Annotated in this window: 12 protein-coding genes; 1 reads left to right on the top strand and 11 read right to left on the bottom strand. The window is 64.5% G+C overall.

From position 1 onward, the window contains the following. Window positions 1-96: 96 nt before the first annotated feature. Together LRP30_RS11995 and LRP30_RS11990 are read right to left on the bottom strand one after the other, a co-directional pair. Window positions 97-1,527, bottom strand: coding sequence for an aldehyde dehydrogenase family protein (locus LRP30_RS11995; RefSeq protein ID WP_249760430.1), 1,431 nt, complete (start codon window positions 1,525-1,527; stop codon window positions 97-99). A gap of 275 nt (window positions 1,528-1,802) precedes the next feature. After that, on the bottom strand, window positions 1,803-4,166 hold the full coding sequence (locus LRP30_RS11990; RefSeq protein ID WP_249760429.1) for a transketolase: 2,364 nt from the start codon (window positions 4,164-4,166) through the stop codon (window positions 1,803-1,805). Window positions 4,167-4,299: 133 nt separating this feature from the next. On the opposite strand from LRP30_RS11990, the gene LRP30_RS11985 reads away from it, so the two are divergent. Then, window positions 4,300-4,761, top strand: coding sequence for an Lrp/AsnC family transcriptional regulator (locus LRP30_RS11985; RefSeq protein WP_091891703.1), 462 nt, complete (start codon window positions 4,300-4,302; stop codon window positions 4,759-4,761). Window positions 4,762-4,862: 101 nt separating this feature from the next. On the opposite strand, the gene LRP30_RS11980 is transcribed toward LRP30_RS11985, so the two are convergent. The 9 genes from LRP30_RS11980 to LRP30_RS11940 all read right to left on the bottom strand — a co-directional run bounded on the left by LRP30_RS11980 (window position 4,863) and on the right by LRP30_RS11940 (window position 16,291). After that, entirely contained in the window at window positions 4,863-5,942 is a 1,080-nt protein-coding gene (locus LRP30_RS11980; protein ID WP_249760428.1) for a zinc-binding dehydrogenase, read from the bottom strand. Between the two features lie 59 nt (window positions 5,943-6,001). Beyond that, on the bottom strand, window positions 6,002-6,943 hold the full coding sequence (locus LRP30_RS11975; protein WP_249761745.1) for a DMT family transporter: 942 nt from the start codon (window positions 6,941-6,943) through the stop codon (window positions 6,002-6,004). 188 nt (window positions 6,944-7,131) lie between these two features. Then, a complete protein-coding gene (locus tag LRP30_RS11970; RefSeq protein WP_249760427.1) occupies window positions 7,132-7,971 on the bottom strand; it encodes an aldo/keto reductase in 840 nt (279 codons plus the stop codon). A gap of 179 nt (window positions 7,972-8,150) precedes the next feature. Next, a complete protein-coding gene (locus LRP30_RS11965) occupies window positions 8,151-9,047 on the bottom strand; it encodes an SMP-30/gluconolactonase/LRE family protein (RefSeq protein WP_249761744.1) in 897 nt (298 codons plus the stop codon). Window positions 9,048-9,281: 234 nt separating this feature from the next. Then, window positions 9,282-11,984: a nitrate reductase gene (locus LRP30_RS11960; RefSeq protein WP_249760426.1), complete on the bottom strand. Its 2,703-nt coding sequence runs from the start codon at window positions 11,982-11,984 to the stop codon at window positions 9,282-9,284. A 1-nt stretch (window position 11,985) separates the two neighbouring features. Then, entirely contained in the window at window positions 11,986-13,170 is a 1,185-nt protein-coding gene (locus tag LRP30_RS11955) for an FAD-dependent oxidoreductase (protein ID WP_249761743.1), read from the bottom strand. A 43-nt stretch (window positions 13,171-13,213) separates the two neighbouring features. Then, complete coding sequence (locus tag LRP30_RS11950; protein ID WP_249760425.1) at window positions 13,214-13,642, bottom strand: globin family protein; 429 nt, start codon at window positions 13,640-13,642, stop codon at window positions 13,214-13,216. Window positions 13,643-13,764: 122 nt separating this feature from the next. Further along, the gene (locus LRP30_RS11945) at window positions 13,765-15,156 is read right to left on the bottom strand and encodes an MFS transporter (protein WP_128935168.1); all 1,392 of its coding nucleotides are present in this window, start codon (window positions 15,154-15,156) and stop codon (window positions 13,765-13,767) included. 340 nt (window positions 15,157-15,496) lie between these two features. Beyond that, on the bottom strand, window positions 15,497-16,291 hold the full coding sequence (locus tag LRP30_RS11940; RefSeq protein WP_128935169.1) for an ABC transporter ATP-binding protein: 795 nt from the start codon (window positions 16,289-16,291) through the stop codon (window positions 15,497-15,499). Between the last annotated feature and the right edge of the window lie 11 nt (window positions 16,292-16,302).

The raw sequence follows: 16,302 nt of genomic DNA, 5'->3' as shown, positions 1-16,302 counted from the left end.
GATGCTGGATTGCTTCGCTTCGCTCGCAATGACGGAAACAAAAAAACGCCGGAGCGGTTTCCCGCTCCGGCGTCGCGTTCATTCAGACGCTAAAGCTTACGCCGCGTTGAAGCCGGCGACGGCCTTCACTTCGAGGAAGTCCTCGAGGCCGTACTTGCCCCACTCACGGCCGTTGCCGGACTGCTTGTAGCCGCCGAACGGCGCGGTGCGGTCGTTGGGCACGCCCTGGAGGTTGACGTTGCCGGCGCGGATCTGGCGGGCAACGCGCCTGGCGCTTTCCACCGTGTCGGCCGAGACGTAACCGGCGAGGCCATACGGCGTGTCGTTGGCGATCTTCACCGCGTCGGCCTCGTCCTTGGCGCCGATGATGGTCAGCACCGGTCCGAAGATCTCTTCCCGGGCGATCGTCATGTCAGGGGTGACGTCGGCGAAGATGGTCGGGCGGACATAGAAGCCCCTGTTGACGCCTTCGGGCAGGCCCGGGCCGCCGGCGACGAGCGTTGCGCCCTCGTCGATGCCCTTCTTGATCAGCCCTTGGATCTTGTCCCATTGGCCGCGGTTGACGACCGGGCCAATGGTGGTGCCTTCGGCGCGGGGATCACCGGCCTTGGTTTTGTCCGCGACGGCCTTCGCGATCGCGGCGACTTCCTTCATCTTCGAGGCCGGCACGATCATGCGCGAGGGCGCGTTGCAGGACTGGCCGGAGTTGTTGAACATGTGCATCACGCCGCCGGTCACCGCCTTCGTGAGGTCGGCGCCTTCGAGGATGACGTTCGGCGACTTGCCGCCGAGCTCCTGGCTGACGCGCTTCACGGTCGGCGCCGCGCGTTTCGCCACGTCGATGCCGGCGCGGGTCGAGCCGGTGAAGGAGATCATGTCGATATCGGGGTGCTCGCTCATGGCCGCGCCGACCTCGGGGCCGAGGCCGTTGACGAGGTTGAACACGCCCTTCGGCACGCCGGCCTCATGGAGGATTTCCGCGAAGATCAACGCCGAGGTCGGCGTGAACTCCGACGGCTTCAGGATCATGGTGCAGCCGGCGGCGAGCGCGGGGGCGACCTTGCAGGCGATCTGGTTGAGCGGCCAATTCCAGGGCGTGATCATGCCGACCACACCGATCGGCTCGCGCAGCACCATGGCGGTGCCAACCGGCTCCTCGAAATGATAGTTCTTGAGCACGTCGAGCGTGGTCATGAGATGGCCGAGGCCGGCGCCGGCCTGGAGCTTCTCCGCCATCGGCAGCGGCGCGCCCATCTCATCGGAGACGGCAGCGCCGATCTCCTTGAGCCGGCCCTTGTAGATCTCGATGATCTTGGAGAACAGCGCGACGCGCTCTTCGCGGCTGGTCTGGGAGAACGTCGCAAAGGCGCGCTTGGCAGCGGCCACGGCCTTGTCCACATCGGCCTTGGAGCCCAGCGCAACCTCGTACATCGCCTCTTCCGTCGCCGGATTGACCACGGCGGTGGACTTCTTGACGGCGGGATCGACCCAGGCGCCGTCGATGTAGAATTGCATGCGATTGACCATCGTTAACCTCTTCTTGGGGGCTTGGAGGGGGCGTTTCGGCAGGCATCCTTGCACGAAAGCGCCAGCAATTGAACCCGCCATATGCGGGGCCAGCGTTGCGGCGGACGGAGATTATATGAGCCGGTGGCGCGAGCGAGGCAAGGTCTCAACTGCCGTCGTCCTGGCGAAGGCCAGGACCCATTACCAGTTGGCTTGCTCAGACATCTACCGCCCGTCGCCTACAACACCCGCCGCGGCGTATGGGTCCTGGCCTTCGCCAGGACGACGACGGAGACTTACACCGCCATCTTCCGGTGCAGTACCGGCGCGCCGGTGGTGAGGCTTTCGGCCGCATCGATGATGGCGTTCGCATCCAGGCCGTAGTGCCGATACAGGTCCGCGATCGTGCCGGTTTGGCCGAACTGCTCGACGCCGAGTGCCTCGACGCGGTGGCCACGGACGCTGCCGAGCCAGCCGAGCGCGGAGGGATGGCCGTCGATCACGGTCACGATGCCGCAGTCGCGCGGCAACGGCGCCAGCAGTTTTTCGATGGAGCTGAGATGCTGCACGCCGCGGCGGTCGCGGCGCAATTTCCGTGCGGCGGTCCAGCCTGCGTGGAGGCGGTCGGCCGAGGTGATCGCGAGCAGGCCGACATCGCGGCGGCTCTCGCCGATGAAGCCGGTCGCCTCGATCGCTTCCGGCGCGACCGCACCGGTATAGGCGATCACGACTTCGGCATTCGGCCCCGGCTTGCGCAGCCAATAGGCGCCGTCGGTGATGGCCTGCCTCAGCTCCGGCGTCATGATGCGCTGCGCCTGCTCGATGCTGCGCGTCGAGAGCCGCAAATAGACCGAACCGCCCTCGCCCGGATCGCGCTGCATGTGCTCGAAACCGAAAGCCATGATCACGGCGAGCTCGTCGACGAAGGCCGGCTCGAACGAGGCCAGGCCATCCTGCGCCATGCCGATCAACGGCGTTGCGATCGACTGGTGCGCGCCGCCTTCGGGCGCGAGCGTGATGCCCGATGGCGTCGCCGCCACCATGAAACGCGCATCCTGGTAGCAGGCATAGTTCAGCGCATCGAGCCCGCGCTCGATGAAGGGATCGTAGAGTGTGCCGACCGGCAGCAGCCGCTCGCCATTGATCTGGTGCGACAGGCCGAGCGCCGAGAGCATGATGAACAGGTTCATCTCGGCGATGCCGAGCTCGAGATGCTGCCCCTTGGGGGAAGCATCCCAATTGTAGGTCGAGGGAATTTTCTCGCTGCGGAATAAGTCCGCTTTCTCGGCGCGCGCGAACAGGCCGCGCCGATTGACCCAGGGGCCGAGATTGGTCGAGACGGTGACGTCAGGCGACGTCGTGACGATGCGCCTCGCGAGCTCGCTGTCGCTGCGTGCGATCTCGTTCAGCACGAGACCAAAGCCCTGCTGGGTCGACATCTGCGGCGACGGCTTGAAGGCGAGCTGCTGGGGCACCTCGACGACAGGCGCGCTCAACCGGCGGCCGTCCTGGTTGAACGGCACGCGCGCGAGGAAAGCCTCCAACTCGGCCGCATCCTGCCCCAGGCCCTCGAACTTGTCCCATTCATGCCCGGGACGGATGTTCTGGCTGTCGCGATATTTCTCCATCTGCGTGACCGTCATCAGGCCGGCGTGGTTGTCCTTGTGGCCCTGGAACGGCAGGCCGACGCCTTTGATGGTGTAGGCGATGAAGCAGACCGGGCGATCGTGGTCGATGGACTCGAACGCCTCCAGCATGCTCGCCATGTCGTGGCCGCCGAGGTTCGACATCAGCGCCAGCAACTCGTCGTCGCTGCGCTTGTCGATCAGTTTGGTGATCGGGCCCTGGTCGCCGATCTCGTCGTGCAGATGCTTGCGGAACGCCGCACCGCCCTGAAAGCACAGCGCGGCGTAGAGCGCGTTCGGACAATTGTCGATCCAGCGCTTCAGCGCCTCGCCGCCGGGCTCGGCAAAGGCCTCGCGCATCAGACGCCCGTATTTCACGATCACCACGTCCCAGCCGAAATTGCGGAACATGGTCTCGAACTTCTCCCAGAGCCCTTCGCGCACGACCGCGTCGAGCGACTGGCGGTTATAGTCCACCACCCACCAGGTGTTGCGCAGGCCGTGCTTCCAGCCTTCTGCAAGAGCTTCGAAGATGTTGCCCTCGTCCATCTCGGCGTCGCCGACGAGCGCGATCATCCGTCCCTCGCGGCGATCTTTCATCCAGCCACGCGCCTTGACGTAGTCCTGCACCAGCGAGGCGAACAGCGTCTGCGCGACGCCGAGGCCGACCGAGCCGGTGGAGAAATCGACGTCGTCGACGTCCTTGGTTCGCGAAGGATAGGACTGCGCGCCCTTGAAGCCGCGAAAATTCTCCAGCTTCTCGCGGGTCTGCCGGCCGAACAGATATTGGATGGCATGGAACACTGGGCTCGCATGCGGCTTCACCGCGACGCGATCCTCAGGGCGCAACACGTGGAAGTACAGCGCCGACATGATCGTGGCGAGCGAGGCGGATGAGGCCTGATGGCCGCCGACCTTGAGCCCGTCCGCGTTGGCGCGGATGTGGTTGGCGTGGTGGATGGTCCAGGACGACAGCCACAGCGCCTTGCGGCTAAGAGCGGTCAATGTGTCAAGACGAGCGGAATCAACGGGCATGGCAATGCTCCCGGAAACAGACGCTGCGATGATACGCCTGCGGGCGGCGCCAAACTTCTCAATTTTTCGCGCCATACCTCCAGATATTGGGATATTTTACCAATGTAGCCCGCGAAAGACAGGTTCCATCCCAATGCCCGAGCTCGACGCCATCGACCGCAAGATCCTCGCTTTGCTCCAGACCGACAGCCGCATGACCATGCAGGAACTCGCCGATAAGGTCGGGCTCTCGGTCTCGCCCTGCCATCGCCGCGTCAAGCTCCTGGAGGAGCGCGGCGTCATCTCGCGCTACGTTGCGACCGTCGACCAGAAGGCGCTTGGCCTGCATGTCAGCGTCTTCATCTCGATCAAGCTGGCGCGGCAGAAGGAGGAGGATCTCAACCGCTTCGCACGTGCGATCTCGAAATGGGACGAGGTGCTGGAATGCTATCTGATGACCGGCAACCGCGACTATCTGCTGCGCGTCGTGGCGGCCGACCTCGCCTCCTATGAGACCTTCCTGAAGACCAAGCTGACCCGGCTCGACGGCATCGCCTCGATCGAGTCCAGCTTCGCGCTGAGCCAGGTGAAATATTCAATCGCGCTGCCGGTGTGACGGTTGTCCTCGTCATTGCGAGCGTAGCGAAGCAATCCAGAATGCATCTGCGGAGACAGTCTGGATTGCTTCGTCGCTTTGCTCCTCGCAATGACGATGCATCACCGCCACGGCTGCACGATGATCTTGGTGTGCGCCTCAGGATTGGCGAGATCGGCGAAAGCTCTTGCGACGCCGTCGATACCCACTTCCGCCGTCACCATCGCCGCGGCATCCACCTGCCCTTCCGCGATCAGGCGCAGTGACGCTGCGAATTCGTCTGGCGTGTAGCCGAGCACATACTGGACATTGAGCTCCTTCATGATGCCGAGCATCGGCTCGCTCTTGTCGGTTTCCATGCAGACGCCGACCACGACAATGCGCGCGTCACGCGGCGCGCCTTCGAACACCTGCTGCAACAGGCCGGGCACGCCGACACATTCGAAGATGATCGCAGGCTTCAGCGCCGGCAGCATGGCCTGGAACGGCGGTCGCGCCGCCTTCTCCGCATCCGACATCTGCGCGTGCTCGGCCCATGTCGCATAAGGCTGCGACACCTTGGGGTCGACGACGATATCGGCGCCGAGCCTCGCCGCAAGCGCACGCCGCGCCGGCGAATAGTCGGCGGCGACAATCGGATGCAAGCCTTTGAGCTTCAGCGCTGCGATCACCGCGAGGCCGACCGGGCCGCAGCCGATCACGAGCGGCACCTCGTCACCACGGATATTGGCTTTTGCGACGGCGTGAATCCCGACCGCGAGCGGTTCAGTCAGCGCGGCATGTTCCGGCGCAAGACCGTTGGGCACCTCGAGCAGCAGCGCTTCGCTGAGCAGCATCGCCTCGGCATAGCCGCCGATATTGTCGTTGGAATAGCCGATGCCTTCGATGCCCGCAGGCGTCACCAGCGCCGGCAGCGAGCAGACGCGTGTGCCCGGCTTGAGCTTGCGCGCGGTGCCTGGACCGTAGTCGACGATCTCGCAGCAGAACTCATGACCGAACACGACATCGCGGCTGAGGTCCATCGGCTTACGCCCGGTCTTCCGCGCCATCTCCACCATGCGGTGGGCGTGCTGTCGCGCGTGCAGATCGGAACCGCAAATGCCGCAGGCGAGCGTCTTGACCAGAACCTGGCCGGGACCCGGCGTCGGCTCCGCCATCCGGTCGACGACAATCTCACCGTTCCTGAAAATCGCAGCGCGCATCCGGCTCCTCCCGTGGTGTCGGAGCCGTTCATAGCACGACGCGGGCGTGCGATCTTGCGTCAGGGGTTCGGGGAACGCTCTTCCAGCACCAGGAGCTGGGCGCGGCGCACCCGCTCGCGATGTGCGATGTAGAGGCCGCTCGCGACGATGAAGGCCGCGCCGATGATGGTCCAGAGATCAGGCACCTCACCGAAGATGAAGAAGCCCAAAATGCTGACCCACAGCAGCTGCGTGTAGGAGAACGGCGCCAGCACCGAGGCATCGCCATAGCGATAGGCCAGCACGATGATCCACTGGCCGACGGTCGAGGCAACACCGATCACGATGCCGAGCCCGATCGCGGTCCAGCTCGGCGTGACCCAGACGAACGGCACCATCACGGAAAGGATCGCAACGCCCGTCAGCGCGGAATAGGCCATGGTAGTGAGCACCGCCTCGCGACCGCTCATCATGCGCGTCAGGATCAGCGCGGCAGCCCAGCAGAACGCCGAGATGATCGGGAAGAACGCGGCGGCATGAAACGCGCTGGAGCCCGGGCGCAGGATGATCATCACGCCGGTCAGGCCGATCGCGGTGGCGATCCAGCGGCGCAGGCCGACCTTCTCGCTCAGGAAGATGATCGACAGCGCGGTGACGAACAGCGGCGAGACGAAGCCGGTGGCAGAGGCTTCCGCAATGGGGAGGAACCGCAGACCGGTGATGAAGAACAGCGAGGAGCCAAGCAGCGCGGCGCCGCGCATTAGCTGCAGGCCGATCCGCTCGGTGCGCATCGCATGCAGCGGTGAGCCCGGCAGCATCACCGGCGTGAACATCAGCGCGAAGGTGACGAAGCGGATCCAGGTGATCTCGATCGACGGCAGGCTGGTCGAGAGATATTTCGCGGTCACGTCGGAGGTGCCGAGAAACACCGTCGACAGCAGCACCAGCGCAATGCCCTTGAAGGGATGATCGACGCGCGCGGGCGCAGGGCGAGCCGCCTGCTTCTTCTCCGGCACGGGCATGGGAATACTGTCGAGCCTTGCGGCTGCGGCGGGCGGCGGTGTCACGGCTGGAACCCGGAAATAATGCGAATCGAGAACGCTCGTAAAAAACGACAAATGCGCCGCGTTCACAACTTCCGAAAACAGGATGCCGATATGCGCTGACGTCCGCGCGCGTCAATATTCCATTAATAATGGGCGTTTTTGCACTACAACATGGGCAGGCTGCGCGGCTTCGGCCCGCGCGGAAACGCCGCATCGAGCGCCGCAATCTCCTCTTTCGTCAGCACGAGATCGCCGGCGTCCGCATTTTCGGCGGCATGTTCCGCGGATGAGGCTTTCGGAATCGCGAACACCGTAGTTGCACGGGTGAGGAAGCTCAGCGCGACCTGACGCAGTGTCGCGCGACGCGTCTCCGCGATCTTCACCAGCACGGCGCCGCCCTTGCTGCGCACATCCGGAAAATCATCGTGTCCCAACGGCGAATAGGCGACCACGGCGACACCATGCCGCTCGCACCAGGGAATCACGGCATGCTCGATCGCGCGTTCCTTGAGATGATAGAGCACCTGATTGCATGCGATCCGTCCCTCGCCCGCAGCGTCGAGAATGTCGTCGAGATCGTCGGCATCGAAGTTGGAGACGCCCCAGGACTTGATCTTGCCCGTTTTCACCAGTTCCTCGAACGCAGCGACGGTGTCCTCGAGCGGATAGGAGCCGCGCCAGTGCAACAGATAGCAGTCGAGCCGATCGGTCTTCAGCCGCTTCAGCGAACGCTCACAGGCCGTGATCGTGCCGCGGCGCGAGGCGTTGCTCGGCAGCACTTTTGAAACGAGAAACACCTCATCGCGACGGCCCGCAATCGCGTCCGCAATGACGAGTTCGGCGTCACCGTACATCTCGGCGGTATCGATGTGGGTCATGCCGAGATCGAGCCCGCGCTGAAGCGCGGCAACGGCGCGCTTGCGGTCGCCGTGGTCGAGATACCAGGTGCCCTGCCCGATGACGGAGACGTTGGCGCCGGTCTTGCCGAAAGGGTTTGTGTTCATGTTCTTTTTCGATCTCCGCTCTGTTCTCTCACTCTCCCCGTTCTTACGGGGAGAGGGTTGGGGAGAGGGGCTGCCTCCGCCAATTCGCTAGCAGTTGGACTCGCGGAGACTCCCCCTCACCCGCCGCGCTCCGCGCGCCGGCCTCTCCCCGCAAGCGGGGCGAGGCGAAGAGCCACGCGCTACAGACCGCTGATGTCAGCGACTAGTACGCTCCCGGTCGAGGACTCCGTGATATAGAGACGATCTTTCCTTTCGCCACCGATCGCCACATTCGTGCAATTCGGCCCCGCGCACGACTTGATCCGCGCAATCAATTCGCCGTTGGGTGCGAATACGAAGACGTGACCGAGGGAGGCGTGGCCGACGAACAGGCGACCTTTGGCATCCATGGTCATGCCATCAGGGCCGCTGGTGCCGAACAGCGAGCAGAAGCGGCCGACCTTCGACACGCTGCCATCCTGCATGAACGGCAGCCGCCACACCGCATTGTCGCGCGTCATGGCGACGAACAGGACGGTCTCGGTCGGGCCGAGCACGAGGCCGTTCGGGCTGATGCCGGTGTTGATCAGGCAATCGAGCCGGCCATTCGATGCCAGCCGATAGACCCGACCACTCGGATCGTGCAGGCCGGTCTGGCCCTGATCGGTGAAATAGATGTCACCGTTGGACGCGAGATGCAGATCGTTGCAGCCACGAAACGATTCCGAATTGCGCGCGGTCAGGACCGGCTTGACGCGGCCGGCTTTGGCATCGAGCTCCATGATGCCATGCATGTAATCGGCGATCAGGATGCGGCCGTCGGATGCGACCTTCAGCCCGTTCGGCCAGCCCTCATATTCGGCGACCTGCGACCACTCGCCATCAGGCGCAATACGGAAGATGCGGCCGAAGGGAATATCGACGATGTAGAGATTGCCTTCCTTGTCGAAGGATGGCCCCTCGATGAAGCTATCGGTCGGCACGCCCGGCCGGTTGGCGTCGGCCCAATCCGTCCGCACGCCCTTGCGGCGGAACTTGTCAGGCATGGCGGAGAAGATTCTTGTTTCGATCAGGCGCGGCGGCGTTTCCAGGTACATCATTGTTGTTGTGCGCGTTGAGAGGGAGAGCGCGGCAACATAGGGCACAATGGCCGGTGCGTCGATTGCGGCGGAAGGCATGGCGCCCTGTCCTTGCTGTCATTCCCCGCGAAAGCGGGGAATCCAGTACGCCGCGGCCCCACCGCCTAATCACAGTTGTCTCGGCGTACTGGATCGCCCGGTCAAGCCGGGCGATGACGGCGGAGTATACGGCGACGACTGAAAATGTCGCGCCTACCCCGCCGCGCCCGCGAGCTTGGCCTGCTTCGCCTGCGCTTCCGTCGTCGCGATCAGCCGCTTCAGTTCGGGGATGCAGGAGCCGCAATTGGTGCCGGCCTTGAGCTTGGCACCGATCTCGGCCGCGGTGCGTGCGCCAGCGGCGATGGTGTCGCAGATGGTGCCGCGGCCGACACCGAAGCAGGCGCAGACGACTGGCCCGGTCGAGGCCGTTCCCTCCGTCGACTTGCCTGACAGCAGCATGCGGCGCTGCTCGTCGGTGACGTGATCGGCCGCAAAGGCAGTTCTGATCACCTCCCAATCGCCGGCGTCATGCCCGGGGCCGACAAACAGACAGGCCTCGATGCGATCGCCCGCGAACGAGGCAGCGCGATAGATGCCGCCGCCGAAATCGCGATATTCGGCGATGTCCTCGCCGGCAACGCCGTCGAGCCAAACCGGCCAGCGCGACAGATCCGCGTTGTCGGCGAACAGATAGCCGAAACCGCCGGCAACCGTGACGCGGGTCCACAACAGGTTCGGCGGCAGATCGAGCTGCTGTCGCGACAGCGCAAAACCGCGGAAGACGAATTCGTAAGGCGCGATCGCAGCCGGCGTCGCCTTGGACTCGGGCTGGCCAGAGAACGGATCGGTAAACGACTGCACCAGCGCCCCAACGCGGCCATGTGAGGCGTTCATCGCGCTCCAGTGGATTGGCGCGAACAGCGTGCCGCGCTGCTGGCGCTCGCTGACGACGACTTTCAGGATGCACTGGCCGTAATCGGTGGTGATGCGGGCGTAGCCGTCGTGAGCGACGCCGTATTTGCTGGCGTCATCGGGATGGATCTCGACGAAAGGCTCGGGCAGATGTGCGCCGAGCCGCTGGCTAAGGCCCGTGCGCGTCATGGTGTGCCACTGGTCGCGGATGCGTCCGGTATTGAGCCTGAGGGGGCGCGAGGCGCCGGTCTCGCTGCGCAACGACGGCACTTCCGGCGCGACGAAGCGGCCCTTGCCGTCATTGGTGAAGAAATCGCCTTCCGCAAAGAAGCGCGCGCGGGGTGCCTCGCCTTGGCGCGCCGGCCACTGCACCGGCTTGAGCGCATCGAAGGCTTCGTTCGACAGCGAGGTCAGCGCGCCGATGTCGAAATCACGGCTGCCGTCGTTCTCGAAGGCCGAGAGCGCGGCATGCTCGCGAAAAATCTCGGCGGCCGATTTGTAATTGAAGCTGTCGCCGAAGCCGAGACGCTTTGCGGTCTCGCTCAGGATCCACCAGTCGGGGCGCGCCTCGCCCGGCGCCGGCAGGAACGAGCGCTGGCGCGAGATGCGGCGTTCGGAGTTTGTCACCGTGCCCGACTTCTCGCCCCAGGCGAGCGCCGGCAGCAGCACATGCGGCCCGGCCGCGACCGTGTCGTTGGAGAGCACGTTCTCGGAGACGACGAACAGCTCGAGCTTCTTCACTGCATCGCGAACCATGTCGGCATCTGGCAGCGACACCGCCGGGTTGGTGCCCATCACCCACAGCGCCTTGACCTCGCCGCGGTTGATCGCCGCGAACAATTGCACCGCCTTCAGCCCTTCATGGGTGGCAATGCGCGGCGCCTTCCAGAACCGCCTGACACGATCGATGTCGGGCGGCGTAAAACCCATGTGAGCGGCGAGCATGTTGGCGAGGCCGCCGACCTCGCGGCCGCCCATCGCGTTGGGCTGGCCCGTGAGCGAGAACGGCGAGGCACCAGGCTTGCCGATGCGGCCCGTAGCAAGATGGCAGTTCAGGATCGCGTTGACCTTGTCGGTGCCCTGCGCCGACTGGTTGACCCCTTGCGAATAGAGCGTGACGACCTTCGCGGTCTCGCGAAACATCTTGAAGAAGCTGGCGACGTCCTGCTCGGACAAGCCCGTGGCAAGCGCCGTCGCGGTGACGCTGCCGGCGATGCTCCGCGCACGCGCCAGCGCATCGTCGAATCCGCTCGTGTTCTGCGCGATGTAATCCTGATCGAGCGCGCCGTGGTCGGCGAGATGCACGAACAGGCCGGAGAACAGCGCGGTGTCGGTGCCGGGCTTGAGGCCGAGGAATAGATCGACATCGCTCGCGGTGTCGGTGCGGCGCGGATCGATCACGATCATGCGCGCGCCGCGTTCCCCACGGTTCTTCAGCATACGCTGGAACAGAATGGGGTGGCACCAGGCCGCATTCGAGCCGACGAAGACCAGCAGATCTGCCTGGTCGAGATCCTCGTAGCAGCCGGGCACGGTGTCGGCGCCGAAGGCGCGGCGATGGCCGGCAACCGAGGACGACATGCACAGCCGCGAGTTGGTATCCACGTTCGCCGTGCCGACAAAGCCCTTCATCAGCTTGTTGGCAACGTAATAATCCTCGGTGAGGAGCTGTCCGGAGAGATAGAAGGCGACTGCATCAGCGCCGTCGCGCGCCACGATGTGCTGCAGGCGGTGGGCGACATGGTCGAGCGCATCGCTCCAGGCGACCCGCTCCAGTACGCCCTTGCAGCGGATCATCGGATAGAGCAGACGGCCTTCCAGCCCGACGGTCTCGCCGAGCGCAGAGCCCTTGGAGCACAGCCGGCCGAAATTGGCGGGATGATCGGGATCGCCCGCGATCGCCGCGCCGCCCCTGCCGTCCGGCGTCGCCAGCACGCCGCAGCCGACGCCGCAATAGGGACAGGTCGTCTTGGTGGTGCGGAGATTTGGATCGATCGCCGTCATATCAAGCCGCTTTCGAAGGCAGCGCCAGCGCGCGGCCGAACATCATGTCGGTGCGGATCGCCGCGACCTTGTCGCGATTGCGGATCAGCTCGAGGTACCAGAGCGCATCGACGGTATCGCCGATCAGCACCGCGCCGGTGAGCCGGCCGTCGGCGATGACGAGCTTCTTGTAGGTGCCGCGCCTGCGGTCCGACAGCACGAGGCTCTCGCTGCCCTCCCCGCCCATGAAGTCACCGGCCGAGAACACGCTGACGCCGGAGACCTTGAGGTTGGTCGAGACCACGCTGCCCTGATAGGCGGCGGGCCGGCCGGCGAGATGCCGCGCCAGCACGCGCGCCTGCTCATAGGCCGGCTCGACCAGGCCATAGCAGGTGCCGCGATGCTCGGCGCATTCGCCGAGCGCGAAGATGTCGGGCGAAGCCGTCTGCATCACGTCATTGACGACGACGCCGCGGTTGACCGCGATGCCTGCTTCCTTCGCAAGGGCGACGTTCGGCCTGATGCCGGCGGCGAAAATCACGGCGTCGGCCTCGATGCGGCTGCCGTCGGCAAGCTCGACGGCCTCGACGTGACCATCGCCATGGATGCGGGCGGTGGAGGCGTTGAGCAGGATACGGATGCCCTTGCGCTCGACCAGCATTTTGAGCAGGTCGGCCGCGGGCGCATCGAGCTGGCGCTCCATCAGCCGGTCCATCAGATGCAGCAGCGTCACCGGCGCACCGGCCTTGGCGAGGCCGTAGGCAGCCTCGAGTCCGAGCAGTCCGCCACCGATGACGACGACGCGCTTCTTCGCCGCGGCCAGCGTCAGCAGCAGATCGACGTCGCGCGTGTCGCGGAAGGTGTGCACGCCGGCGAGATCGGCGCCCGGCACGTTGAGCCGCAGCGGCGTCGAGCCGGTGGCGAGCACCAGCTTGGAATATTCCATGCTCTCCTCACCGGCGATCTTGAGCTCGCGGCGGCCGGTGTCGATCTCGGTAACGCGATAGCCGTAGCGCACGGTGACGCCGCGATGGCGCCACCAATCGGCCGGCCGGAGCTCGATCTCGTGCGAGCCGGTCTCGCCGGCCAGCACGGATGAGAGCAGCACGCGGTTGTAAGCGAGCCGCGGCTCTTCGCCGATCACGGCGACCGCGTAGCGGCCGAGCGCGGTCTTGGCGAGCTCGTCGACCAGACGCGCGGCCGCCATACCGTTACCGACGATGACCAGCGGTTCACTCACGAGGCATCTCCTATTCAGCGGCCTGCGGCCGGGCGCCGTAGGCTTCGGACATCATGTAGCCGGACAGCACGCCATAGGCGTCGGTCCAGGCTTTTGCCAGTTCGGGCGTCCATGCTTCGCCAAGACCCTTCTCCAGGGTCCACAGCAGGGTCGCGCCGACCACGGGATAGTGCTCGGCCATCGCACCGTAAGCGACGTGACGCTTGGCGAGTGCGGAGGCCGCGGGAAGAATCTTCTCCAGGTTCGACAGGCCGCCGACGACGGCAGCGAGCATGCCCATCAGCTTCTTGCGCTGCTCGGTCATGTCCTCGGGAAACATCGCGCGCACGGACGGCGCCACCTCGAACAGACGATCGTAGAACAGCACCGCGGCCTGCTCCGACATCGGCGCGACCTTGGCGAAGCTCTGTTGGATGAGAGTGATCTGTTCGGGCGTCATGTGGTTCTCCTGTCTGTTTCAGTTTGCCTTGGTGCGCGCCGTTGCGAACAAGGTTCATGGGTCAAACGTCATCAGAGAGTCTTCTCCCCGCGTACGGGGAGAAGCGAGTTTCATACCAAGTGTCACACTCTTGCTTCGGCGAGGCTTGGTGCGCCTTCGGTCTGCGGGCCGCGACGCAGGTAGAACCACCAGGTCAGGGCGAGACAGGAGCCGTAGAAGGCGAGGTAGATCGCGAGCGCGAGCTGCGGCCCGCCGGTCATGGCGATCGACTTGCCGAAACCGCTCGGGATCAGATAGCCGCCGACGGCGCCGATCGCGCCGATGAAGCCGACCGCCGCGCCGCTCTCGATGCTCGCGGTCTTCAGGGCAGCCGCACGCGCGACATCGCCCTTACCGCGCACCTTGAACAGGTTCTCCTCGCGGAAGATCGAGGGGATCATCCGATAGGTCGAGCCGTTGCCGATGCCGGTCGTGACGAACAGGATCAGGAACATCGACAGGAAGCCGATGAAATCCTTCTGGCCGACGAAATAGAGCACGCCGATCGTCGCCGCCGCCATCGCAATGAAGTTCCACAAGGTGATGATCGAGCCGCCGAGCTTGTCGGCAAGCCAGCCGCCGAGCGGACGCGACAGCGAGCCGACCAGCGGGCCCAAGAAGGCGATCGAGATCGTCACGGTGGGGAACTGCGTCTTGATCAGCAGCGGGAACGCCGCGGAGTAGCCGATGAAGGACCCGAACGTGCCGATATAGAGATACGCCATGATCCAGGTGTGCTTGCGCTTGACGATCGCGAGCTGGTTCTTCACCGAAGACTTGGCCGTGGTGAGGTTGTTCATGAAAAACACCGCACCGAACACGGCGACCGCGATCGGCAGCACCCACATCAGGCCGGCATTCTGGAGGAAGATGCCGTCGACGGGCGTTGCCTGGAACAGGTTGAAGACGGCGAGCGTCATCAGGATCGGGGTCAGGAGCTGCACGCTGGAAACACCGATATTGCCGCCGGCCGCGTTGAGACCGAGCGCCCATCCCTTCATCCGGTCGGGAAAGAAGAAGGAGATGTTGGTCATGCTGGAGGCGAAATTGCCGCCGCCGAGACCCGCGGTCGACGCGATCAGCAGCATCAGCCAGAACGGCGTGTCGGGCTGGCTCACGAAATAGGCAAGCGACAAGGTCGGAATGAACAGGATCGCCGCGCTGAAGATGGTCCAGTTGCGGCCGCCGAAGGTCGTCACTGCAAAGGTATAGGGAAAGCGCATCAGGGCGCCGATCAGGCCCGGCACCGCGACGAGCTGGAACAGCTGGTCCGTGGTGTAGTGGAAGCCGGCCTGCGGCAGCTTCGTGGTGACGATGCTCCAGATCAGCCAGACCGAGAAGCCGATATGTTCGGCTACGATCGACCAGATCAGGTTGCGCCGCGCGATCGTCTTGCCAGTCGCATTCCAGAACGCCTCATCTTCGGGGCGCCAGTCTGAAATCCAGCTGGAGTTCAGAGTCGGATTCTTCGTCATTGAGTATCCCTTCTAAGCTCACCGCTGCGTCGTTGCAGGCTCAGCCTCCGGGCCACGGAGGCACGCTCCGAGGCTTCACCCCGGTGGCGAGTTCACGATGCTGATTGATGATGTTGAGGGACGTCGTCGTTGGCGTCGCGCAAAGACATTTCAATTTCCGTGCCAGTTGCGCGCATGCTGGAAATACAGGGATTTCAGCACGTTATTCGCATTGCCCGAAATTCTTGCAGGGCCTTCTCGCTCGCAAAATTTGCGATTCGCTCAATCCTTGTGCGCCGCACAAGGATTGAGCGAGGTGTCGATTATTTAGGCGCGGACGTTTTGCGCATTAAACTTTCGTTTACGCGGCCTCAACGAAGCGGTGACGCTCGTAGAGGAATTCGAGCACGCGCTGCCGGCACTTCAAGTAAGTGGCGCTGGTCGCAAGCTCGAGCCGCTTGCGCGGGCGCGCCAGCGGCACTTCCAGCACCTCGCCGATGCGCGCGGAGGGCCCGTTGGTCATCATCACGATGCGGTCGGACAAGAGCACGGCCTCGTCGACGTCGTGGGTGATCATCAGAATCGTGTTGCCGAGTTTCTGATGCAGCGCCATCACCGAGTCCTGCAAGTGTGCGCGGGTCAGCGCGTCGAGCGCGCCGAACGGCTCGTCGAGCAGCAGCACCTTCGGCTCCATCGCCAGCGCCCGCGCGATGCCGACGCGCTGCTTCATGCCGCCGGAGATTTCGGAAGGACGCTTGTCCCTGGCGTGGGCCATCTGCACGAGATTGAGATTGTGCATCACCCAGGCGTCGCGTTCGGCGCGGGACTTGGTCCTGGCAAAGACCTTGTCGACGCCGAGCCTGACGTTCTCGTATACGGTCAGCCACGGCAGCAGGCTATGGTTCTGGAACACGACCGCGCGATCGGGTCCCGGTGAGTTGACCTCGCGGTTCTCCAGCAGCACGCCGCCGATGGTGGCATTGGTCAGGCCTGCGATGATGTTGAGCAGGGTCGACTTGCCGCAGCCGGAATGGCCGATGATCGAGACGTATTCGCCTTTCTCGATCGTAAGGTTGATGTCCTTCAGCACCTCCGTGGTGGCGGCGCCGCGGGTGAAGACCTTGTCGATGTGGTCGAGCTTCAGATAGGCGGTCATGTGCCCCTCCT

The sequence above is a fragment of the Bradyrhizobium sp. C-145 genome (assembly GCF_023375135.1).
Lineage (GTDB): Bacteria > Pseudomonadota > Alphaproteobacteria > Rhizobiales > Xanthobacteraceae > Bradyrhizobium > Bradyrhizobium zhanjiangense.
This window is presented reverse-complemented; position numbering and strand designations above follow the sequence as displayed.